The 23,383-nt window shown below is 65.9% G+C and carries 18 protein-coding genes; 9 read left to right on the forward strand and 9 right to left on the reverse strand.

What is annotated here, in order from left to right; all coding sequences use genetic code 11:
* Positions 1-263: 263 nt before the first annotated feature.
* Positions 264-1,862: a serine hydrolase gene (locus FEK34_RS15325; RefSeq protein WP_138448611.1), complete on the reverse strand. Its 1,599-nt coding sequence runs from the start codon at positions 1,860-1,862 to the stop codon at positions 264-266.
* A 155-nt stretch (positions 1,863-2,017) separates the two neighbouring features.
* Positions 2,018-2,992 carry a helix-turn-helix transcriptional regulator gene (locus FEK34_RS15330; protein ID WP_138448530.1) on the reverse strand — a complete coding sequence of 325 codons (975 nt, stop codon included), beginning with the start codon at positions 2,990-2,992 and terminating at the stop codon, positions 2,018-2,020.
* Positions 2,993-3,151: 159 nt separating this feature from the next.
* Between FEK34_RS15330 and FEK34_RS15335 the strand changes: the two genes are divergently transcribed.
* Complete coding sequence (locus FEK34_RS15335; RefSeq protein WP_138448612.1) at positions 3,152-3,505, forward strand: RidA family protein; 354 nt, start codon at positions 3,152-3,154, stop codon at positions 3,503-3,505.
* A 136-nt stretch (positions 3,506-3,641) separates the two neighbouring features.
* Here FEK34_RS15335 and FEK34_RS15340 read toward each other — a convergent pair whose 3' ends face one another.
* A complete protein-coding gene (locus FEK34_RS15340; RefSeq protein WP_138448531.1) occupies positions 3,642-4,298 on the reverse strand; it encodes an SDR family oxidoreductase in 657 nt (218 codons plus the stop codon).
* 170 nt (positions 4,299-4,468) lie between these two features.
* Between FEK34_RS15340 and FEK34_RS15345 the strand changes: the two genes are divergently transcribed.
* Positions 4,469-5,365, forward strand: coding sequence for a tyrosine-protein phosphatase (locus FEK34_RS15345; RefSeq protein ID WP_249358418.1), 897 nt, complete (start codon positions 4,469-4,471; stop codon positions 5,363-5,365).
* A 73-nt stretch (positions 5,366-5,438) separates the two neighbouring features.
* Here the strand turns inward: FEK34_RS15345 and FEK34_RS15350 are convergent, their stop codons facing one another.
* Positions 5,439-6,266: an IclR family transcriptional regulator gene (locus FEK34_RS15350; protein WP_138448532.1), complete on the reverse strand. Its 828-nt coding sequence runs from the start codon at positions 6,264-6,266 to the stop codon at positions 5,439-5,441.
* A 183-nt stretch (positions 6,267-6,449) separates the two neighbouring features.
* The gene (locus FEK34_RS15355; protein WP_138448533.1) at positions 6,450-8,696 is read right to left on the reverse strand and encodes an ATP-binding protein; all 2,247 of its coding nucleotides are present in this window, start codon (positions 8,694-8,696) and stop codon (positions 6,450-6,452) included.
* A 707-nt stretch (positions 8,697-9,403) separates the two neighbouring features.
* Here FEK34_RS15355 and FEK34_RS15360 point away from each other — a divergent pair.
* The 4 genes from FEK34_RS15360 to FEK34_RS15375 all read left to right on the forward strand — a co-directional run bounded on the left by FEK34_RS15360 (position 9,404) and on the right by FEK34_RS15375 (position 12,122).
* Positions 9,404-9,826, forward strand: coding sequence for a hypothetical protein (locus FEK34_RS15360; protein ID WP_051132904.1), 423 nt, complete (start codon positions 9,404-9,406; stop codon positions 9,824-9,826).
* 4 nt (positions 9,827-9,830) lie between these two features.
* Positions 9,831-10,904: a tyrosine-type recombinase/integrase gene (locus tag FEK34_RS15365; protein ID WP_138448534.1), complete on the forward strand. Its 1,074-nt coding sequence runs from the start codon at positions 9,831-9,833 to the stop codon at positions 10,902-10,904.
* Positions 10,905-11,118: 214 nt separating this feature from the next.
* The gene (locus tag FEK34_RS15370; RefSeq protein WP_138448535.1) at positions 11,119-11,439 is read left to right on the forward strand and encodes a hypothetical protein; all 321 of its coding nucleotides are present in this window, start codon (positions 11,119-11,121) and stop codon (positions 11,437-11,439) included.
* A 209-nt stretch (positions 11,440-11,648) separates the two neighbouring features.
* On the forward strand, positions 11,649-12,122 hold the full coding sequence (locus tag FEK34_RS15375) for a DUF488 domain-containing protein (protein WP_040789292.1): 474 nt from the start codon (positions 11,649-11,651) through the stop codon (positions 12,120-12,122).
* Here the strand turns inward: FEK34_RS15375 and FEK34_RS15380 are convergent, their stop codons facing one another.
* The 4 genes from FEK34_RS15380 to FEK34_RS15395 form a co-directional block, all read right to left on the reverse strand.
* Positions 12,123-12,911 (reverse strand): hypothetical protein, encoded by a 789-nt coding sequence (locus FEK34_RS15380; protein WP_040789290.1) that lies wholly within the window; start codon positions 12,909-12,911, stop codon positions 12,123-12,125. It abuts the gene before it with no gap.
* A 528-nt stretch (positions 12,912-13,439) separates the two neighbouring features.
* Entirely contained in the window at positions 13,440-15,251 is a 1,812-nt protein-coding gene (locus tag FEK34_RS15385; protein WP_040789285.1) for a hypothetical protein, read from the reverse strand.
* Between the two features lie 76 nt (positions 15,252-15,327).
* The gene (locus FEK34_RS15390; RefSeq protein WP_245550822.1) at positions 15,328-16,617 is read right to left on the reverse strand and encodes a cytochrome P450; all 1,290 of its coding nucleotides are present in this window, start codon (positions 16,615-16,617) and stop codon (positions 15,328-15,330) included.
* A 10-nt stretch (positions 16,618-16,627) separates the two neighbouring features.
* The gene (locus FEK34_RS15395) at positions 16,628-17,827 is read right to left on the reverse strand and encodes a cytochrome P450 (protein WP_040789283.1); all 1,200 of its coding nucleotides are present in this window, start codon (positions 17,825-17,827) and stop codon (positions 16,628-16,630) included.
* Positions 17,828-18,201: 374 nt separating this feature from the next.
* Between FEK34_RS15395 and FEK34_RS15400 the strand changes: the two genes are divergently transcribed.
* The 3 genes from FEK34_RS15400 (at position 18,202) to FEK34_RS15410 (ending at position 23,381) form a co-directional block, all read left to right on the forward strand.
* Positions 18,202-21,261, forward strand: coding sequence for an orotidine 5'-phosphate decarboxylase / HUMPS family protein (locus FEK34_RS15400; protein ID WP_157224087.1), 3,060 nt, complete (start codon positions 18,202-18,204; stop codon positions 21,259-21,261).
* A complete protein-coding gene (locus FEK34_RS15405; protein ID WP_040789278.1) occupies positions 21,258-21,737 on the forward strand; it encodes a GNAT family N-acetyltransferase in 480 nt (159 codons plus the stop codon). The genes FEK34_RS15400 and FEK34_RS15405 overlap by 4 nt, the downstream gene beginning before the upstream one ends.
* Positions 21,738-22,070: 333 nt before the next feature.
* On the forward strand, positions 22,071-23,381 hold the full coding sequence (locus FEK34_RS15410) for a phosphomethylpyrimidine synthase ThiC (protein WP_138448536.1): 1,311 nt from the start codon (positions 22,071-22,073) through the stop codon (positions 23,379-23,381).
* Positions 23,382-23,383 lie beyond the last annotated feature (2 nt).

A 23,383-nucleotide genomic window follows, 5' to 3' on the forward strand; every position in this document is an offset into this window, starting at 1 on the left:
GCTTCCTTGTGATCTTTAGGAGTGAGTTGGTGTGTTGGCGAGGTTTTCTAGAGAGGGAATACATGTTGTGATGCGCATATCTACGTATCGCCAATGCGTGAGTTGAATGGCCAGAAGCATCTTGGATCGGCCCTGATCTCCGCCTCTACCCGCGGTGCACGAGATAGCCAGACCCACCATTCAGGCCTCACTCCCCTGCCCCAGGCCGACTGAGCGTCTGCTACCCCTCCCCTGTTTCGGTGGCGGGACGACCGCCTCACCGCTCAGCTCCCCCGGTCGAACGACCCGAGTCCCTCCTGGTCGTAATACTCGAGCGTGAGCTCGTCGCCATCGAATGTCGCCTTGGAAACCGTGCCGGGGACAGCGTTCTCACCGGTGGGGGTGAAGACGAACGTGTCACCATCCCAGTGAGTCAGCGGGAAGGACATGTTCTTCGGTCCGAGCGTCAGGGTCAATGCGCCTGCGGTTTCGGTGATAGTCGCGGGGCCGTAGTACGCGTTGGCATAGACGCCCGCATAGTCCGACGGCAGACGGGCCGGGGCCGGGTCGGCAGGTGGAGTTGCGCCTGCCAATTCTCCGGTGGGTGCGCTCATCGGCGCGAACGCCTGCCGGTAGAGCGACCGCCAATCCTGGCGAACCTCGCCGAACTGCACCAGATCCGCGAACTCGGCGTTGAGCGTCTCGGGCACGCCGACCGGTGCCGCATTGGTCAGCGTCACGATGCCGACGCCGGCCGAAGGAATCAGGGTGAACGCGGTCGCCGCTCCCAGATCGAAGGCGCCCGAATGGCTGAGTATCACCCGGCCCGCGGCTGATTCGCCGACATTGAAGCCGAAGCCGTAGAAGCCGGCGCGCGCGTCGGCAGCCTGCGGCGGATTCGACACCGACTGCGGCGAGATCGCGGGCAGCAGATCGTCCGGCTCGATCAGGGTGCGTCCATCCGCTGAGCCGTTGGCGAGCACCATCGTCATCCACTTCGCCATGTCACTCACCGAGGAGCTCACTCCCCCGGCCGGCGTTTGCGCATCGGGTTGCCGACCCGGATTGCTGACCCGGTATTCGCCGTCGACGAAGACATGGCCGTCCGCCCGGTCCGCGCGGTCGGCGAATTCGCTGTAGCGCGAACTCGTGGAGTTCATGCCGAGCGGCTCGTACAGCTCCCGCGCCGACAGCGTCTCCCAGTCGGTGGCGCCGGCGCGTGCCACTGCCGTGGCGGCGGCGGTGACCCCGAAGTTGGTGTACTCGTAGGAATCGCGGAACGGTCCCAGCGGCAGCAGACGCAGCCGCTCGAGAACCTGGTCGCGGTCGTAGCCGAGGTCTTCGAGGAGGTCACCGGCGTGATCGGGCAGCCCGGACCGATGGGCGTACAGATCGCCGACGGTGACATGGTCGGTGACGTACGGGTCGCCGAGGGCGAAGGTGGGCATCAACTCCCTGATCGGGGTATTCCATTCGACCTTGCCCGCCGTCACCTGCTGCGCCACGACCGTCGCACCGACCGATTTCGACACCGACGCCAGCTGGAACACTGTGTCGGGCCCGACCTCGCTCTTGCTGTCGGCATTGCCGACACCGAAGCCCTCGCTATAGACCACCCTGCCGTCGTGCACGATGGCCACCGCCATCCCGGGGATCCCCGAGGACGTCATCAGCTCCTCGGCCAGCCCGCCGACCCGATCGACCGCCTCGGTGACCCGGCCATCCGGTACCTCGACGCCCGCGACCTGGTTGGGCATGACCGAACCGGTCCCCGATGTCGCGGCACTCCCCGGCTCCGCCGCTTCCTCTCCCCCGCACCCACCCATCACCAGCCCCGCAGCCACGACAGCTGCGAAAGCCCCGAACCTCGTGCGCCGACGCATCACCACGTCGCCTCCTGGGTGCTATACGCCCCCGTCCGACACTAGTGCACCCGGGTACCAGGCGGAAGATCACGAGCAGGGGTGCGCGCACGGCGGCTCCGGCTCCGCGGCGGCGCACGCGGACCACACCCTGCCCCGAGCGCACAGTGATCGGCTCACAGGGGTTTGTCATACGAAGCGACCACGGCAGCCGCTCGATCACGCATCCGAGTACGCAGCCATGGCGGTTCCAGGGCTTCCGCATCGGTGCCGAGTTGCCACAGCGCCCATTCGGCGTGCCGGGCGTCTTGGAAGCTCACCTCGAGGCGTAAGCGGCCGTCGGCGTCGGCGGTTTCGGCATGTACAGCGAGGGCGGTGCCGACCACATCCTCGCGCCGTGCGGGATCCACCAGCGCAAGCACCGTGACCTGGTCTCCGCCGGAGCGAAAGCGTCGGCTGCGCTCCTGCCAGACGCGATCCAGATCGACTCGGCCGGCCCGCTGCGCGGGTTCGGGAAGTTGCTCGGCGGCCAGGATCCGCGAGAGCCGGTAGGTGCGGTCCGCGCCGGATCTGGTGGCCAGCAGATAGACGTGGTCGCGGACGGTGACCAGGCCGATCGGGTCCACTGTGCGCCACGCCGGGTCCTGGTTCGCGGCGGCGTAGTGGATGCGCAGTTTGTGTCCGGTGAACACGGCGCGCCGCACCTCGGCGACCACCTCGTCGGGCACCTCCTCCTCGATCAGCCTGCGCGACAGCAGATCGGTCTCTGGGTCGACGAGCAGTCGCTCCGCGACCTCGTCGGCGGTGGCCCGGTAGTCGTCCGGTAGCGCGTCGACCACCTTGAGCATCGCCGACGCCAGCGCCGAGCCGAGCCCGAAAACCTGTGCGCCGCACCGGGATCCGGCGACGAGCAGGGCGAGTGCCTCATCACGGTTCAGGCCGGTGAGTTCGGTCCGGAACCCGGGTAGCAACGCGAAACCGCCGTGCCTGCCGCGTTCGGCGTACACCGGAACGCCGGCCGTCGACAGCGCCTCGATATCACGGAGCACCGTTCGAGTGGATACCTCGAGCTCGTCGGCCAGCTGCGCCGCCGTCAACCGGCCACGCCGGCGCAGCAGCAGCACCAGCGACACCAACCGATCAGCGCGCATGCCGAAATCTTCGCAGAAATAGGTGACACAGGATGTCGTGATTCGTTGGCAGGGTCGTCACCACGGCGCCATCGCCTGGCGGCGGAGTTCAACGAATCGAATGGAGCACAAGTGGTAGCGCAACGAACGGCAGTGAACCCGGTGACGTGGTCGCTGGAGATGGGGTTCAATCAGGGCGAGGTCGTCGCCGGGCACACCCGGACGCTGTACTGCTCCGGTCAGACCGCGATGAGCGCGGACGGCAGGCCCCAGCACGACGGTGACATGGCCGCGCAGCTGGCACTGAGTCTCGACAATGTGGAGGCCGTGCTCGCCGAGGCAGGCATGTCGCTGGCGAACCTCGTCCGGCTCAATGTCTACACCACCGACGTCGACCTGCTCTTCCAGCATTACGGCGTGCTCGCGGCACGATTGGGTGCCGCCGAAGCCGCGCCCGCCACCACGATGCTTGGCGTCACCCGGCTGGCGATCCCCGGCCAGATGGTCGAGCTCGAGGCCACGGCCGTCGACTGATGTGCGCTGCGCCGCCTCTGGTTCGGAATGCCGGAGGCGGCAGTGCCTCGCCATCGAGCATCTGCGGCCCTGATGACCTCGGTGACCGCCGCACCGGCCGGACCGCGAGCGGCCGGGTAGACCTCAGCACCTGCCGTCACCCGTCGTAGGACACGTGCGGCGTCCACTCCCCCTCGGGCCGATTCACCGCCGCCCACATGGCTTCCGCGATGGGCGGCGGGGAGAACGGGCCGGTGTCGGCGAGCAGGCCGTTGATCTGGACGGCGACGGCGCGGATTCCTTCGGGAGCCAGGGTGGCGTCGAGGCTGGTGACGAGGTTGCGGACGCCTGCCTTCTGCACACCGAGCGAGGCCGCGCCGTGCCACGGTTTGTCGGCGGCCGCGCTGCCCGTCACCAGAATGCGCGCGCCGCGCGACATGACGGGGTGTGCGGCCTGAACCGCGGGCAGCAGTGCCGCGACACCGAGAGTGACGTCGTCGAGCAGTTCGGCCACAGTCAGGTGTAGCGGGTCCTTCTCCCGCCACGCACTGGGATTGAAATGCAGCAGATCGATCCGGCCGTGCCGGGTGCCGATCTCGGTCACCACCCGGCTGATGTCGGCCGCATCGAGCAGATCGATGGCGGCGCCCTCGGCGGAGAAGCCGTCGGCGGTGAGCATGTCGGCCAGTGCGGCGGCGTCCTCGGTAGTGCGCGCGGTGAGCGCCGCATGGTAGCCCGCGCGGGCGAAGCGGCGCGCGACCGCGACACCGAGACCGGGGCCTGCGCCGATCGTCAGATGGACGGGAGTGGTCATCTCGACAGGCTAAGTGGTCGGCCCACGGCTGCGCGGACTCGGCGGGCGGTCTTGGCGTGTCCGGTTCCGGCACGCGCTGACGAACGCGCGATATGGCGATGTCAAGGCGCAATCCCGATCATCGAGCAAACTGTCTGAGCCACCTGCGTCCGTCGATACAGTCGCTGCGCATGAAAGCACTTCGTAGCAGGGCGATCATCTCGCTGATGACCACCACCCTGGCCTCCCTCGCACTCGCCGCCACTGCCGTTCTGCAACCCACCGCGGTCGCCGCTCCCACCGCCGGCGGTCACATTCCGCTGGAAGGCGCGGTCAACGTCCGCGACCTCGGTGGCTTCCGCACCTATGACGGGGCGACCGTCAAGTCCGGCAAGGCGATCCGCGCCGATGCCCTCGCCGGTCTGTCCGACGCCGACATCGCCACGCTGGCGGGCCGCAACCTGACATCCGTTGTCGACCTGCGCACTCCCGGCGAGGTGCAGTTCATGGGCGCCGACCGGCTGCCCTCCGGCGTTCCCCTGGTCGCTCGCCCGATCGACGACACCGGGCTGTTCACCCAGATGATGCAGGTCATCCAGTCCAAGGATCCGGTTCGCCAGCAGGAAGTTCTCGGCAACGGCGGCGCGGAACGGATCATGCACGGTGTCTATGCCAGCTTCCTGGCACCCGAGTCGCGGCACGCCTTCGGCACCACCATCCGCGAACTCGCCGCCACCGAGGGACCGCTGCTCTACCACTGCACGTCCGGCAAGGACCGCACCGGATTCCTGACCTATGTGGTTCTGCGCGCCGTCGGCGTCCCCGAACCGACCGCACGCCAGGACTATCTGCGCTCCAACGAATTCCGCGCGGCGGCCGATGCGAAGCTGCGCGAACAGGTGAAGCGGGCCGGCTACATGCAGAACCCCGACCTGCTCATCCCGCTCCAGGAAGTCCGCAACGAATACCTCGACACGGCGGTCTCGAAGCTCGAACAGCAGTACGGCAGCTTCGGCAAGTTCCTCACCGACGGTCTCGGACTCGACCCGGCGACGCTGATGAAGCTGCGTAAGAACCTCGTCGGCTAGCAGTCGCACCGAGCCTGGGTGGGTGAGAGCAGCAACAGCTTTCACCCACCCAGGCGTGTGCCCAGCCGAACGCCTAGGCGCGGCATCGACGACCCGCCCCATAGCAGAGTGCGTCCGCCCGCACGGCCGCCTGTACGACCTCGACGAGATGCTCGGCGGCACGGCTCGTGCCGGGCGCGCGCCCACCCTCGAGCCTGCCCGACAGGGACAGCGCGGCGACCCCAGCATGTTCGGTGGCCGCCCGGATCGCTACCGCCACGCACACGACACCGCTGAACGACTCCGCACGATCGACGGCGACCCCGCGATGGCAGCGCACCCGGTCCAGTTCGCGGTGCAGGTCGGCGCGGTGTCCGATGGTGCGCGGAGTCAACCGCGGCAGCCGCTCCCGGCACGCCAGCTCGAGCACCCGTGGCGGCAGCGTGGCCAGCAGTGCCTTGCCCAGCGCGGTGCAATGCGCGGGCATCCGGGCGCCGAGCCGGGTCGGGATGTCGTCGCAGCAGCGGTCGGCGACCTTGTCGACGATGAGCACCTCCGGTCCGTCGAGCACGCCGAGGTGGGCGACCATGCCGGTGCGGCTGCACAGGTCCTGGAGCAGTGGCCGCATCGCGTGCCTGATCTCGTTGTGTTCGACAGCCAGTCCGCCGAGTTCCAGCGCGCGGGTTCCGAGGCGGTAACCACCGGGGGCGTGTGCCAGCCAGCGCAGCCGGAGCATCTGATCGATGATGCGGTGCACGCTGGAGCGCGGGAGGCCGGTGCGGTCCACCACATCGAGCAGGGTGCGTACCGGAGAGGGCCCGTCGAAGGCGTTCAGGATCAGCGTCATCCGCTCGATCATCGAGGCCGGTGCCTGACCACGCCGTGGTAACGACCCGGCCGGGACGAGCTCGTCGACTGTCATGGATTACCTCATCGCCGCGTACTGGTGTCGCACTCACCATGCCGTCGCGGCGGCGGGCGGGAATCCTGGAAACTACGGAGATCCCCCGGATGACTACGGATCTACGCCCCCGGCATGTCCGGGCAGCATGACCCCAGCGTTGATTCGACTGCGGCGCAACGGCACCGCACGTACCCGGCGCTGTCAGGTGTTCCGGCTGACCCAGACGGCGATCTGGGCCCGGGACGAGAAGCCGAGCTTGACGAGAATGTGGTCGACGTGACTTTCGGCGGTGCGGACCGAGATCACCAATTCCTGTGCGATACGGCGGTTTCCGTAACCGCGAGCGATCAGGCGGGCCACGTCGCGTTCGCGGCGGGTCAGCACGTCGAGTCCGGTGGTTTCGACCACTGTCACCGGCGGCGCAACCGCATCCATCGCATAATCGACGGCCTCGTCGAGGGTGAGCGCGGCGCCCGCGTCGAAACAGGCGTCGAATTCGCGTTCGCCGAGCGCGGCCTCGACCCGCGCACGGACCTCCCGGCCGGTGAGTTGGGTGATCGCATGCCCGAGCCGTTGTGAACTGCCGTGGCGGATAGTCGAGGCCGCGCCCATCAAACGCGCGGCCCGCACCATATCGTTCTGGGCGGCGGCCGCCCAGGCCAGGCCGTCGACGCTGGTAGCGATCCAGGCGCACCGGTCGACGAGCCGGAACAGCTCGATCGAGCGGCGCAGCTCGGTGACCGCGCGCCGCTGATCGCCGTCCCGCCAGCACCGGGTGCCGACAGCCCAGTGCGCGAGACCGCCGAGCAGATGGGAGCCGTGCTCGGTGGTCAGCGCCACCAGACGGTCGGCCATCGCGCCGGCGAGCGGGTCATCGAGGGTCAGCGCGCAGACACCGGCGAACGCCAGGCTCTCCATCTCCACCCGCGGATGGGCGCACTCGCGCGCACTCACCGAGACGGCCACGGCGATCTCCAGGGCGGCGCGCAGATCACCGGTTCCGAAGGCCAGCATCGCGCGCGCCATCTCGGCTTCGGCCCGCACCTGCGCCGACCCGCATTCGATCGCGATATCGGCGCTGGCACGGGCGTAGTCGGCCGCGGTCTCGGTGTCGGAGAGCATCGAGGCGATCACCGAGGACGCGGCCAGCGCCCTGGCTCGGTCGACGGTGCGTTCGGTGTTCTTCGCCAGTGCCTCCGACAACCAGCGATAACCCTCCAGCAGGAGATGGCAGTGTTCCCAGAACGGCCACAGTTCGGTCGCGATCTCCAGAGCGCGCCGTGCACCATCCGGGTCGTCGAGGCAGAAGTGCAGCGCCGCACGGAGATTCGCGTGCTCGCGCGCCACGTCTGCGAACCATTCGACGTCGGCGGCACTCCAGTACGCGGTCCTGCCGCGCCGCGCGAGGCGGTAGTAGTACTCGCGGTGTCGCACCCGGACCGCGTACTCGGCGCCCCGTTCGCGCAACCCGTCACGGCCGAACTGACGCAGCGGCTCGAGCATCGTGTACCGCCCGGCGCCCTCCTCGCCGAGCCGGTAGATCAGCACGGATTTGTCCACCAAACCGGTCAGCGCGGTCAGCAGCCGCTCCGGCGCACCGACCTCACACACTGCTTCCACAGCGTCCAGGGTGACCCCGCCCGCGAAGACCGATAGCTGTTCCCACAGTCGCTGCTCGTCGGAGGTGCACAGGTCATAGCTCCAGCGAATGGCTGAGGCCAGGGTCTGCTGCCGGTGCGGAGCGGTCCGCGGACCGGTGGTCAGCAAGGCCATCGCATCGTCGAGATGGGCGAGGACCTGGTCGGGGGTGAACATCCGCAGCCGCAGCGCCGCCAACTCCAGTGCGAGCGGGATGCCGTCGAGTCGACGACAGATCGCGGCGAGGCTAACCGCATTCGCCGCGCTCGGCCGGAATCCCGGGTCCGCCGCCTGCGCGCGGGCGACCAGCAGACGAGCCGCGGGCCCGTCGAGATCGCCGGACTCCGGGTCGGGCACCGACAGCGGCGCCACCGGCATGATTTGTTCGCCCGGCACGCCCAGCGGCTCGCGGCTGGTCGCGAGGATCCGTAGCCCCGTGGTCGCGGCCGTGATGCGGTGCGCCAGCATCGCGCACGCGCCGATCACATGTTCGCAGTTGTCGAGAATCAGCAGCAGGTCCCGGCCTGCCAGATAGTCGATGAGGGCTCCCGGCTGCGCGCTGGTGTCGTCGCGCAGCCCGAGCTCGCGCGCCACAGTCGGCGCGACCAGGTCCGGGTCGCTGACGTGGGCCAGTTCGACCAACCAGACACCGTCGGGAAACGCCCGCTGCACTACCGCACCGACCCGACGGCTCAACCGCGTCTTCCCGACGCCGCCCACCCCGGTCAGCGTCAGCAACCGGGTGCCGCCGAGCAGGCGTTTCGCCGCGGCGACGTCCCCGTCGCGTCCGATGAAGCTGGTCACCTCCACTGGAAGGTTCCCCGCGATCCGCCTTCCCACGCCGGTTACTGTCGCACGCGAGCTCGCTCCCCGCAGGAAAACTGACGGCAGGGTGCCTCACATTGCGCTCCAGGTCGCCGAGGCCCGAAGATGTCTCGGCCGCAGAGATCCTGCGGGCGCGGCCACACCATCGCGGCACGCATCGACGACAGGTCGCCAGCTTGTGATGTCACTGGCGGGCGGTCCACGTACGGGAGGCGGCTGAACCCACGACCACCTCGAGGTCGGGTCGGCAACTCGGCCTGAAGCTCTCCTACGACCACGAAAACGGGTGGTCGTAGGAGCATCTTCTCCACAACCACCCGTGTGCGTACTGTCTGTGTCCGGAGGGGGAATTAACCACTACGCACACGCACTGAAGCAGCGGAAGGTCCTGGATATCGGCAGAAGCTAAGGCCGACGGAGCATTTCGGTGGTTCAAAACAGACGAAGTGACCCCGTGTCAGCCGGGGTTGTCAGTTACGGATTCACGTTCCCGACGTGCGCGATTCCCCCCTCGCGCACAAATACCCAGCAAATTTGCTGGGTTTGCGTGCCGTGTGTTCGAGCGCACTCGAACACACGAAGGGACCAGGCAATATGCCTACTGACCTGCGGAAATTTCTGGCAGATTCGCCAACCATACCCGCCATCAGCTCCTCGGCGCCGCGATTCGGCAGCCACCGCCAGGAGGTTCGATGATCCCGGCACTCATCCCCCCACAGGCACCGCTGGACCAACTGGTCCACGGTTCCGCACCCGTCGCCCCAGCGCATCGTGTAGCCGACGGCGATGTCGTCTACGGCATCTGCACGGTGGGCGAAGCAGGCCGGATCCTCGACCATCACCTCTTCGCTGCTCTCGGCTGGGCCCCGGGCACACGCCTGCATATAGACGTCACCGACGATGCACTGCTCGTCGGGCAGCTCCTGGACGGGCCGGTCCACGTCACCCCTGGCGGCTTCTTCCGGGTTCCGTTCCGCCAGCGACGCCGTGTCCACTTGTTCGTCGGCGACCGGGTACTGCTGATCGGCCGCCGCAGCAGCGGACGCCTTCTCGTGCATCCTCCCGCGACGTTGGAGAACCTGCTCGGTGCCCGCATCGAACTCCTGGGCAGGTGACCCGATGACATCAACCCACCAGTCCACAACTCCCCCGGCCGACACCCTCGCTGCGGCCAGGCTGTTGCTCACCCAGATGGGTCTCTCCCCCGCGGATCTGCTCACGCCTACCGTTGCGGCACCTACCTTCGCCGAGATCGTCCCTGCGGTGCGCGCAACCCTGCGCCCCGGCACCCGCCGCACCTACGGCACACACCTCGACAGACTCGAACAGTGCTGGGGTGATCGCCGACTCGACCAAGTGACCAAACCCGACTTCGACCAGCTGGCCGAATCTGTCCGCACGACCGTACGGGTCAACCGGGCCTCCCGCGGCGGCGCCAGCGCGGTCGAACACTTCATCTCCACCGTCCGCTGCGTCTACCGCCACGCCGAGGAGAAAGGCTGGATCCGTCCCGCCGACAACCCCGCACGCACCCTCACTCGCCCCACCCGCCGCAAATCACACCGCTACGCAATCCCTACCCACCAACTCGCCGATATCTGCCGTATCGCCGCCACGACCGGCAACGACCAAGAACTCGACTCGTTGCTGCTGCGGCTGCATATCGAAACCGCCTGCCGCCGCAGCGGCGCGCTGGGACTGCGCCCCCACGACCTCGACACCACCCAATGCCTGATCTACCTCCGCGAGAAGGACGGAACCGACCGCTGGCAACCGGTCTCCCCCACCCTGATGGCCCATCTCACCGCCCACGCCCAGAACCGCCACAGCCCGCAATCGGAGCAACTACTGCGTTACCGCAACGGCAAACCGATCACGCACCGCCGCTACGACCACCTCTGGAACCGCATCGACGAACACCTGCCCTGGGTCCTCACCCAGGGAGTCAGCACCCACTGGCTCCGCCACACCACCCTCACCTGGGTCGAACGCACGTTCAGCTACGCGATCGCCAAGGAATACGCCGGACACTCCAGCAAAAAGGCAGGCACTACCGCCACCTATGTCAAGGCCAACCTTCATGAAGTCGCTGCCGCCTTGTCCGTCTTGACGAACGAACCACACCCCCTGATACATGCAGAAGAGAGCTCGCAGCCGAATAGAGCGACATCGAATCGCAGGAGCCTGCCCTGACCGAGCCGGATCCGCCACTTTCCGGCGGAAAGAACGAAAAGCGCTGATGTACAGCAGTTTTCACCAGAATGTATTGAGCGCCTCGGCCGACGACATATAGCGTCGGGCCCGGCAGATCTAATGCGCCCCGGCCGGTGGGCTAACACCGGGCCGGGGCAGACACGGAGAGAGGACCTCCGCCATGCAAAGTGTAATCATCTCGGTCGGAGCCGAGGTGGAAGTCGAAGCACCCTACAACCCACGCTTCCATGATGCGGCCGACGAACTCGGTGGAACGCTCACGCCGGACTCAGACGTGTGGCGGTTCGCCCGCAGCGACGAGGACCATGTCCGCCGGCTGTGCAGTGAGATCTTCGGCCACGACACCTCAGCGACGCCTACACGTGTCCAGCCACGCGAGGTTACCGAACTACCGGAAGCGGAGACGGTCAGCGCTCACCAACGACGGGCGAATTTGCTCGACCGGCTCAATTCCCTCCTCGACGAGGTGGCCGATGTACATACTGCCCTGCAGGGCCTGACCAAGCACACCTGATCGAGAAAATCGCTCCGTTGCCCGATATGGCGAGCACTTGCTCGCCATATCGGGCGACGAAGCATCGTGAGCGGCTCGGCGAAAGCTCAGGACGTCCAGGACATGCACCGCCGCGCGTTGCCCGTCCTTCTGGACTGTCGTCACGGTTGCATCGCGTCACCGGGGGTTATTGCAATCCCGCCGACGCCGGTGTTGCACGATAGGGAGCCATGGAAGCCGCTGACAGCAACGCTGTGCACGACACCCCCGAGGGAACCCTGGTGAGCATCGGTTACGAGGGGAAAACCGTCGATGATCTCGTTGCTCAACTGCTCGACGAGGACGTCCGTGTCCTCGTCGACGTGCGCCTCACCCCGCTCAGCCGTAAACCCGGATTGTCGAAGACCAAGCTGTCGGAGGCCCTCGCCGCAGCGGGCATCGGCTATGTCCATCACCGAGCGCTCGGCAATCCGAAAGACAATCGTGCCGGCTTCCGCGCAGGTGATCCGGCCTCCCGCACCCGGTATAGGAAGGTCCTCGACAGCGCTGCGGCGCATGACGCGCTGGCCCACGTCTGTGAACTTCTCGACGACGGCGCGGTGGCGCTGCTCTGCTTCGAGCACAACCACGCCGAGTGTCACCGGAACATCGTCGTGCACCGACTTCTCGAGGCTCGACCGAACGCGGCCGTAGTCCACATCTAGTCAGAACAAGGTGTTCTCGATCTTCGGACGCCAGACACCGAGGACGGAGAAGGCGCGGCGACGACGATTCTGGTTACCGACGTAGAAGTGCACATCGTTGTCCGCCGACAGCATCTCGTCGCGCCATTTCTTCAGCATGGCTTCCCTGGCGCCGGTATCCCCGTAGTCGCGCAACCATTTTCTGCCGCTCTGCCCGGCCTCCCAGTCGAGAACCTTTTGCTTGTGTCCGGGGCACTTCGGGCTTTCGCAGCGGTATTTGTACCGGACCGCGAACGGCGCGGGCTGAAGAGGCTCGAGCGAGCTGCCGAACAAGTCCGGCGCCGAGGCTCTGTCGATCTTCGCCTGCTCGGCCGGGGTCCACGAGTCGCCATCGACGACCGCAGTCTCGATATCGACAGGTTTGATCAGCCCCAGCGACGGTGATGGGATACCCATACCGCCCACCGGATTCCGGTCGAGGAGTTCACACATCGTGGTCCCGCCGACAAGGCTGCCGAGGTTCATACGCCGCCGCTGCCAATTCCTGCTCGTGTCCAGCAGCTCAACGCGCACCAACTCGTCCTGACGCGGCCGGAAAGACTCCGGCCGGTTGTCTTTCACCTGGTGATACGTACCATTCACTCGAATGATCTCGTACTTCCTGAACTGACTGTCGAAGTCCGCGTTGCGGAACTTCACCGGGTACAGGCGGATCCACTCCGGACGGCCTCGATCGAGTCGAACGCCGGCGACACATACCGTCTCGCCGTAGCTGTCGCTCGGATTGGGATAGGTCTTGACGGTGACCATGACAGCCGCCGTCTCCTCCCCAGGCCGCGGCGGCCTCATACCTGGGGAATCGGCACCGTCTACCCGGCCACTTCCTCCCATACAACCAGGAAAACACACAGTGCATCAGCACCGAGGCAAATCGACAACAGTTGTCGCCCAGGGTGTCTCACGATTGCACCGTCGGTGACAGTCGTAACCGACAATGGCGAGGCAACCAGCTTCGAGGTGTTCTCCAACGACTGCGGAACGACGACCAGGGGCTGGGAATCGTGGTGTCCGCCGGTCCGATCGCCCGGGTTGGCCAAAATGCGCAGGATCATCTCCGCAACCGGGGCTATGCGTAGTCGTCGTCGGCCTGGCCATCGAGCCATGCAACCGCGGCAGCGAATCGCACGCATGCCGCACCGTGGCCGCCGTGCAGCCGACGGACGAAATCCGCCTCCTCGTAGCAGGCGAATGACGGCTCCCCCTCCGCGCAATCTGCATGCCAGGACCGCCACCGATCACGATCGGCGATTCCGGCACGCACACGGTACGGCACCGTGTTCATCGGTTCGCGAGCTTTGCCTTGTCCCAGCCGGCGCGGTCACTCCATGCCTGTAGGTAGTCGGGGGCGAACATCGGGGCGTCCGGAAGTTCGGGGATATCGAAGGCGGCGGCAAGGAGGATCTGGTTGGCGGTGACAATGACGCGGTTGTGTCGCAGTTCGTCGTGGATCTCCTCTGCCAGGTCCGGGGCCTGCTGGCGGTGGGCGTTGTACCAACCGCTGTGCCGGTCGAGGTAGGTGAGCGCGACCACCGCCGCACATGCTCGGGCCACGGTCGCGGCGGTCGGGTCGGTAGCCTCCTCCGCGACGATCAGGGCAGCAGTTGCCATGAGCCTGGCACCGGTGGTGCGGGCGAGGTCGGCCCTGATCGAGTCAATGCCCAGCGCGGTGCCGTCGGGTTCGTAGTTTTCGCCGGCCTGATCGATTCCTGTGGCGGTGTAGAGGTCGGTGGCCAGGATCGTCTCGCGGGTGATGATCATGTCGAGCCACCACGGTCGCACGGTCGGGGTTCCGGGCAGGATCAGCGTCGACAGGGCTTGGTGGGTGCGTCCGGCGGATTTCTCCAGGACTTGGTTGTCGCCTTCGGCGGTTGTGGAGCCGCGAGCGTTGGCGTTCCAGTCGGGGTAGTAGTTGCAGCGTAGCTGCCCCTGGGCACCCCCACGCGCGCTACACGTGCGCAGCGCTTTCTCCGCGATCGTGGTCAGGACCGGTTTGACCACCGTCATCCACAGCGGCAATCGCTCCTGCTGGCCGGGGTCCGTGGACAGGTCGCGGACCAGCCGGCCCAGCACGCTGCCCGCGTAGGCGTGTGCGGCGGAGGTGACGAGGTCGCGTTGCAGGACGTCACTGTGACCGTGAGGCCGCTGCTTGCTGTAGTTGACCAGTCCGGCGACTCCCGCGCGGGCGGCGGCGATATTGGCGGTGGCCAGATCGAGACGGCCACCGACGAGTGGGCTGATGGAGCGATGGCAGCGCCACCGCGCATCGGCTTCATCGCAGCGGAACTCGCCGTCGTCGGTGATCGTGGCCCACTCCCCGCCGAGGAACCCCTCGCGAGGGACGAACAGCCGGTCGGCCAGGGCCCAGCCATGGTCCATCGCGGCGCCGAGTTTGCTGGACATCTCGCCCACCTCGACACCGTCGGCCAACCCTTCTTCGACCGTGCGCAGGCGGGACAGGAACAGGAACACGCCCTCGTCGCGGCCCTCGAAAATCAGGCGCGCACTGAACACCACGATCTTCGGGACAGTGTTGTCGGCGATATTCGGCGGGCCTTTCACCGACCCGATCGTGGGGCTGGACAGCCAGAATCCGTCCGCGTCGCGATCCCAGACCGCCTGCATCTGCTGGTCGGCACCGTTGGTGCCGCCGAGCTCGGTCAGGGCCAGGACACCGACGGCTGCGCCGGTGTCGAGGTCGGCGAGGCACTGCTGCTGGTAGGGGGCGCCGGTGCCGTGGGTCGCGATCGCGCCGATCGCGAGGTCGAAATGCCCGGTCCACACCGTCAGCAAGTGCGGGGCGGCGACCGCGGCCCAGTCGCCCAGCGCACCCCGCAGGTGGGTATCGGCAGTGATCTCGCGTGCAGGGACACCGACCTCGGACAGCACGCTGCGCAGCAGGTCCGGGGCGATTCCGGCTTCCAGCGCGTAGGGCAGGTGATCCTGGGGGACGTCGCCGAGCCGCATGATCAGCTCGCGCGCTTTACGGTAGGTCGCCAGGTACGGGCCGTAGATCGAGTCGCGCAGAGCGGCCACGGTGGGGTCGTCGCCCTGGTATCCGATGGGGCTGATCTGGTCGAGTGTTGTTGTCATGGTGCACAACTCATTTCGGTAGTGCTCAATCGAGCGGATCATTCGAACTGGTGCCGAGGTACAGGCGGACGTGCGGCTACGGGATGAGCAAAGGCTCTGCTGGTGGGAACGCGACCGGCAGCGCGGTGAGTGAACGGTGGAAGGGCCCCGGGCGCCAGGTGAGTTGCTCGCGCGGGATGGCCAGCTGCATATCGGGCAACGCGTCGAAGAGTTGGCCGATGGCCGCGCCGACTATCAGGTCCGAGGATCGGCGGGTCATCTCCGGGCAGCGGTGCCGACCGGCTCCGTGGCCCAAGTGCCAGCCGTTGCCGCCGCCGTAATCCCAGTCGCTGTCGTTGGTCCGGCGAATTGTGGGATCGTTGTTGCAGGCGGCCATGCTGATCAGCACGGGCTGGTGCGCGGGCAGCCATATACCGTCGAGCAGGGTGCGGGCCCGGGGATAGCGGGGGGCGTAGTTCGCCATCGGCGGGTCGGTGGTCAGGTTTTCGACCATCGCGTCCTCGACCGGTGGGGCGAAGCCTGCCTCGTTGTGGCGGTAGCGGTCGTTGGTGAGCATCAGCAGGGTCGTGTTGGCGGCGTGGTTACGCGGCACCTCGATACCTGCGGTCAGCAGCGTCACCAGCTGGTGCAGTTTCTCCTCGTGCGCCAGGTCGGTGGCGGTGTGCACGAGATTGGCCGTGACATCGGTGTGCGCCGGGCACCCGTTTTTCGAGGCCATGAGCGCGCCGAGCGCACTGCCCAGCATCGCCTCGACATCGACGGTGGCGTCGGTGTCGAACATCGCCGCGGTCGCGGTCAGGACATCGCCGAGCAACTCGGGCGGGCAGCCCATGATGTCGCTGGTCAGGACGGACGTGAAGAGAGGCGAGAAGTACTGACTGACCAGGTCCGCGCTCGCGTCCCGGCAGAAGCTGTTGATCAGCGAGATCGCTGTGCGTTCGGCGGCCGCGCGCACGTAGTGCAGGTCGACCACCGTCAATCCGCGATTCAGCGCTTTCCGGTATCGGCCGTGCTCGTCGCCGGCCGCGCGGAGCGTGTTGGGGCGCCATTCCATCATCGGCCGCAACCGATGCCGGGTCGGCAGCGTCTTCTGCCACGTCCGCGGGTCGGCCGGGAACCGGTCATCGTCGTTGAGGACCCGTTTCGCCGTGTCGTAGCCGATGACCAGAGTTGCCGGCACGTCCTCGGCCAGCAGCACCGGCACCATCGGTCTGGCACCGGCACGCATCCGCTGGTAGACCGCGTGAGGGTCTTGGGCGAACGCCTGGTCGTACATGCGGTAGCGGGGCCCGAAACTCTCGATCGAGGGATACGACTGAGAGGCGGTGATTTGCGGTGCACTGGTGTGCAGCGAATGGGATTGCACGGGATGGTCCTTACGAAAGGTGCAGCGGCGGCGCGGGGAGGAACGTCGCGGGAAGCGCGGAAAGCGCACGCAGGAACGGGGTCGGAAACCAACTGAGCTGCTCGGCGGGAATCGCCAGCTTCATCACCGGCAGCGCATCAAGCAGCTGTTCGAGTCCGGTAGTGGCGATGAGCAGCGCGAGAACACTGGACGGGCATTGATGTGCGCCCGCGCCCCACGCCAGATGCGCGCGGTTACCGTGGCGTTCGGCGGCCTGAATGGCCGGATCCGCGTTGGCCGCTCGAATGCCGATGACCACCGGTTGATGCGCAGGCAGCCACACTCCGTCCAGCCGTGGCGCGGTCGGATACCGCACGCATCCGTTCGCCACCGGCGGGTCGAGGAACAACGTCTCCTCGACCGCTTCGCGGGCCCCGAGCGCCCCGCCGAGGACATCACCGGTAAAGCGGTCGTCGGTGAGGAACAGCCGCAACGTATTCACCAGCAACGACACGGTCGGCTCAGCCCCGGAGAGGTAGAACTCCGCCAACTGGTGTACGACCTCGTCGTCGGTCAAGCCGGCCGGATGCTGCATAAGCCATGTCGCTATGTCCTCGGCCGGTGCGGCCTTCTTCTGACGCACCACCTCGGCCAGCACCGCCGTGGCCAGGTCGTATCCCTGCACTGCGACCTGGGCATCATCTGCGGTCAGGTGCTCGGTCACTGCCTGATACAGCTGCGCATTCGCGTCCTCGGGCACCCCGGCGATCTGGCCCAGCGCCGTGTACACCAGCGGCACACCGTATTCGGAGCGCAGATCAGCCTGCCCGCGGTCACAAAACAGGTTGATCAGGCCGACCGCGACGCGTTCCACCTGGGCCTGCACCATGTGCAGGTTCACCCCGCTCAGAACATCGACGACCACGCGCCGGTACCGGTCATGATCGGCGCCAGAGCTGCGTGCCGCGGTCGGCCGCCACTCCAAGCCCGGACGCACCGGACATTCACCTGGCACACCTTTCTGCCAGACCCGCGGGTCGGCGGAGTAGAACTCATCGCGCAGGACCTCCAATGCCTTGCCGTAGCCCGTCACCAACGTGACCGGCACATCATCGGCCAGCGTGACCGGGACCAACGGTCCGAACTGCTTCCGCGTCTGCTGGTAGAAGCGGTCCGGATCGGCAGCGAACGCCGCACCCCATAGCGGCACCGCCCGGCCGTCCGGCGCCATCGGCGAGCCCTGCGCAGTCCCCGATTCTCCGGATGGGGTCTGTGCTGGACGGGCAAGAGACCTCTTCACAAACACTCCAAGGGATACATAGAAATCGAATGCACGTGTCCCCCTGCGGTACACGTGGCGCCGCCGTCGTCGGGAGGGCTGGAATGCTGTGGTGTTCGACGTTCGGCTGAGGCAGATTCAGGCTGGCAGAGCACAGGATTCGCGAACATGAGCCGCTGCCCTAGACTTGTCCTACTCTCGTGTTCGACCGAGTTTCGACGGACAGTCTCGATGGCGACCGATAAGGGGGATGAACGGGGCCTATGGCGTCAGTGGTGGCCCGCTGGACGGGATACGAAGCCCGCGCCTTGCGTGAGGCCACAAGGATGAGCGTTCGCGAGTTCGCTGCTCACCTGGGTGTGAACGATGCAGCGGTCTCCAACTGGGAACGGCGCGGAATCGAAGCCAAGCTACGGTATGAGACTCAGCAGATTCTCGATACTGAACTCGCCCGATCTGGCCCGGACGTAGTAGCCAGGTTCGAGTTCATCCTTCAGCACGAAGCGGAAGACACTCCCCTTGGAACAGGACCGATTCCGAATCAGTCAGCGACCAGCGGGCCTGACTTCGGACTCCGGTCCAGGCGGCGAACGGCGGCTCTCCTCGATACAGCGACGCCGGTCCTCATGGAGGTACCGTATCGGGTCGATGATGCAGCAGTCGGGAGGTTTCGCCAGTTCCTCGCCTCAACGGCAAGGGTATTCGTCATCGCGGGCGGTGTGGGTAGCGGAAAGACCTGCCTCTCTCAACACTTGGTCCGCGAATGCCGGGAAACGGTGGATTTCCAACTTCACCTTTGCCAGACGTGGGTTCTGCCCACTACGGATCTGGCTACCGAAGTTCTGCGGTATTCCTCGTTATCGAGCGGTGATGATGCGTTACTCACTCTGGAGCGTGTCGTAGGCGCGCTCGCATCTCCGTGCGTTGTTGTTATCGATGGCATTTCGTCGGAGGAGCATCTTTCCTTCGTCGGTCGGCAAGTCGATGGCATATTGCGCCAAACAGACTCCCATCACCTTCGGTTTGTCCTCGTCGTCCGGACACCGCCCGAGCTCGACCTCTCCCCTTTTCCGATCCTGGCGGCCTCTACATTCAGACAGATCAGTGCGTCACCAACGGCTTCGTACACACTTGCACCCTGGACGATGACCGAGACACGCGAATGGTGGGACGGCACGCGCCGCAACAGCCAAATACCGTTCTCGCGCCTACCGGGGCCGCTGCAATCCCTGGCATCTATCCCGCTGTATTCGCAGTTGCTTCACAGCGCCGGAGAACCCCTCCAGGAGGGAATTCGCAATGGTCCGGCGAATGGGTTTCGCCTTGTCGACCATTGCGTGCGGACTATTCTCGGCCGCAACGCCCAACCCATCGAGCCAACCATCGAGAGCCTCATACAGGTAGCCCGTGCACTGGATCCGAACGCGATTCCGCCGTCTCTGACCACCCCTTCACAGAAGACCAATTACCGCGCCGAGCCCCCGCAGCCGACTCCTCTTTTCGTGGAGCGGGCCTCCGACGGAGGTGCGCGTTTCGCCCACGACATCTTCCGTGCTTACTTCCTTGCTACCTGGATTTCGGACCGGTTAGCAGAGACCGGGAGGTCTGCCGCGACCGTCATCGCATTCAACGAACTGGCCGTTCGCGCATCGCAGTCCGCCGCGGCGCGCAATGTGTTCGATTTTGTGGTGTGTGCACTCGATTCCCGCGCGCACCACCTCATCGAGGTGATCGCCTTGGCGCCATCGATCACGATGGACGTAGCGCTCCCGATGTTGCTCGAAACCATGGCAACCAACGGCGTACTGGCAGAAGATGCTATTCGTTCCTCCGCCCACCGCTGTACACAGTCGCAGGCACTGACCAAAGCGGTGCTGGCCACACCGAACCTCCCGGAAATCCTCGGCGATCAGCACGCGCCCTGGGTGGTCGAACAACTACGCACTCACGGCTCGCAGCTCTGGCCTTCCATCGCCAAACATGTCGAGGATGCCCTTAATGTAGAGATCAGCACTCGAATCGTCAGCTGCATCGACCTCGACAGCCCTGCTGAAGCGGCCTTCCTCGCCCGCTACTTCGACCTGTTCACGAATGCGGGCCACGACCCATTCGATCTACTGCAGCAACTCGTTCGTAATCTCGACTGGCGTGTACGCGCGGCCCTCGCCGAATCATTGCCAGGACGCGGCACGCTCAGCCCTCCACAGGTGAACTCCCTCATCGAGCAACTCGCAGGTGATTACGACTACAAAGTGCGAGCAGGCCTCGCCAGGGCGATCAGCGCCCTCGACACCGCCGCTTGCCAGCGTGTCCTTCGGTTAATGCTCACCGACAACAACTGGCATGTGCGCGAGCAAGCACTCCAGTCGATCACCGCGGCGCGACAGAACCCGGTGCCTGATCCAGCGTTCACGGACCAAGTCCTCGCCATCATCTCCACTGATAAGAGCTGGCTCAGACCCCCCGTGCACGTAGCGAAGCTCATCACCCGAATACATATGCTCAGCGGCACAACCACTCGGGATCTACAAGTCCGGGAAAACACCGGTCTGATCGGGCTTCTCAAAGAAGTTCGGTCCGGCTGGATCACATTGCCACCCGAACGTGAGCAAGCCCTGGTCCGCTGTGGTCAGGAGTCCTCTCATTGGCTCGTGGCGCGCGAAGCCGAAGCGGTCCGACGGCGACATGAGTCCGGAACACCCAGCATCCAGGAGTGGTATCGACGGCGCCGCGGCAGGCGCTCGCTCCAGGTGGCCCTCGATGTTCATTCGCTCGACCGGGCAACCGAGATAGCCTACGTGGCCGTCGAGGCCGACGTAGATTTTATCGAGGTCGGTGACCCGCTGATCAAACGGGAGGGCATCGCGGCAATCGAAGCGATCAAGCAGTGCGCGCCGGACACCGCCGTCGTAGCTGAGATGATGTCCGCAGACTGGGGCCGGGACCAGGTCGAACTCGCCGCTGAAGCCGGCGCTGATGTCATCCTCTTGATCGGTCCTGCATCGATGGCCAGTGTTTCTACCGCGGTCGCAGCAGCCCGGCGCCTCGGTGTTGCACTCACCCTCGATGCCACACCCGAGCACGCCACGCCCGCCTGGCTGCGCGATATGGAACGCACCGGCATCGACGGTTTCGTAGTCACCACCAATATCGACCTCGGTGTCGGCAGCAATCACCCCCTGGCCACCGCCGCCGCGGTCCGCAGATACAGCCAACTGCCCGTCGCGGTCTCCGGCGGCTTCAGCCCCGGCGACGACGCACTGAGTAGTGACGAATGGGACATAGCCATAATCGGTCGCAGCATTGCCGACGCCGTAGCACCGGCCGATACTGCCGGCCAGCTGGCCACCCTTGCCCGTAAGATCCGCGCCAAGGAGCATTCGTGATCATCACGCCGCTGCAGCCAGAACACATCGGCGAAGTCCGACAGCTCATGCAGCTCGGGGAGCCCTACATCAGCGCGCGCACCCTGTCGGACTACTGGCTGTATGCGACGCTGTTTTCCACCACCTGCCCCGTGGCAGTCGACGAGGAGAACACACTCGCCGGCGCAGTCATCGCCTTCCGAAGCCAGGACGAACCCGCCGACGTGTACGTACAGGACGTAATGGTTCATCCGCACTACCGCCGCCGCAACATCGCACGAACGCTTCTCGGCGCAGTGCGATCGCGAGCTGCGGGATGGGGTTGCACGCGACTGTACTTGACGTCTGAACCCGAAAACCGCGCAGCACACTCCAGTTGGATCGCACTAGGGTTCGAGAACCTCGAGGGCGACAGGGAGATCGATGGGGTCTCCGTCACCAACGACTTCAAAGGCCCAGGCCGAGATCGAGCTGTCTACGCGCTTTCCCTGGAATAGGCTCTCCCGTATCCGATTCGCCTCGTTGGCCCCTGCATTGACACCGGCCGCTCATCCTTGTTCAGGAATCGCACGCCAGGGCCTGGCGACCGACTGCAATCCATGAAGCGGGCCAACGCCAGGTCAGGCGACGCTGCCGCGTAACACCGCTACGCAGAACTACAGCAGAACTAGGACAGGACCGCGGTGTCTACTTTCGGTCTCACCAACGACGCTGGTCACGAGTACGCGACTCCTCGTCGCCGACGGCCGAGCGTCGTGACCTGCTGACCATTTCCGGCACCGACCTCACCCGAGGCGAGGAGGTCCATTCGAGTGAGAGGTGAGCCCGTAATGCTCACACCGGAAACAGATTCCCAGTTCGCTGAAACGTGCCGAGAGGAAGGAATCAACCCGGCCGAAGCCGCCCGCTCGGTAGCCAACGGCACGATGGTCTTTCTCCGGTCCGAAGCCAGCAAGCATATGGAGAACTTCAAACCCCTCCTTGTCGGCACCGGCACCAGGCCCAAGATCAGCGGCCTGATCGGGCTGGGGCCGCGTGACACCGATCGGCACGCCATCGTCGACACGATGAGCGTCATCCTCGCCGCACGCCCCGATGCCGTCATGGACCTCACGACCAACCCGGAGGGTGTCGCTCTACGCACCGACCTCAAAGAGATCATGGGCGTTCCACTCGGGGCTTGCCTGACCTATGACCTGTTCACCGACCCCCGCCGGCGCATGAGCCGTGCGGAATTCCTCGAACGATTCGAGGCAGGATTGGCAACCGGGGTCGACTACGTGCTTGTCCATATGGGTATCACCCCGGCGATATCCGAGGCGATGAAGAAATCGACCCGAATCGTGCCCACCACCTCGCGCGGCGGCGGACTGATCGACCGCTACATGCGGATACAGCACTGCGACAACCCCTTGATCGAGCACCTCGACGGCATCATCGAGATCTGCCGACGCCGCGAGGTCGTACTCGACCTCGGCGACATCTTCCGGTCTGCCTGTACTGCGGACGCCGCCAACGATGAACTGAAGTGGATGGAGCTGCGGCTGCTGGCCCAGCTACGCGCCGAGATACTGCGCGGCGGCGTGCAGGTGCTGTGTGAAAGCGGTGGGCACATCCCACTCCATCTGATCCCCGAGCTCATCCCCGCCTACAAGGAGGCCCTGGGCGGTGCGCCGCTCTGGCTGGCCGGGCCCATGGTGATCGACAATGCCGTCACGCTCGACCAAGTCGTCAATACCCTCGGTATCCTCGCCGCCGGCCAGTGGGGCGGGGACATGTTCGCCTCCATCACCCATAACGAGCATTACGCGATGCCGACCGCACCTGATACCGCCGAAGCCATCCGGTTCGCACGGGTCGCGATCACTGCATTGGAGTTGGCTCGCGGAAAGGAGTCCGAGACCACCAGGCAGCGCGCGATGGGGCAGTCCCGGCGCCGCAATTCCTGGGCCGAACAGGCCGAGCTCGCGCTGTACCCGGACCTGGCAGACCAGGCGTTCATCCGCGAAGGACTCAAAGACGGCGCACCGTGCACGATCTGCGGCAAGTACTGCCCACTCGTCATCGTCCACAAAGACGACGAGAAGCCGGTCACAGCCTCGGCAGTACGGTCCTTGCCCGTTATCGAGCCGGAGGACTGATC

The sequence above is a fragment of the Nocardia cyriacigeorgica genome, from assembly GCF_005863245.1.
GTDB classification, from domain to species: Bacteria; Actinomycetota; Actinomycetes; order Mycobacteriales; family Mycobacteriaceae; genus Nocardia; species Nocardia cyriacigeorgica_C.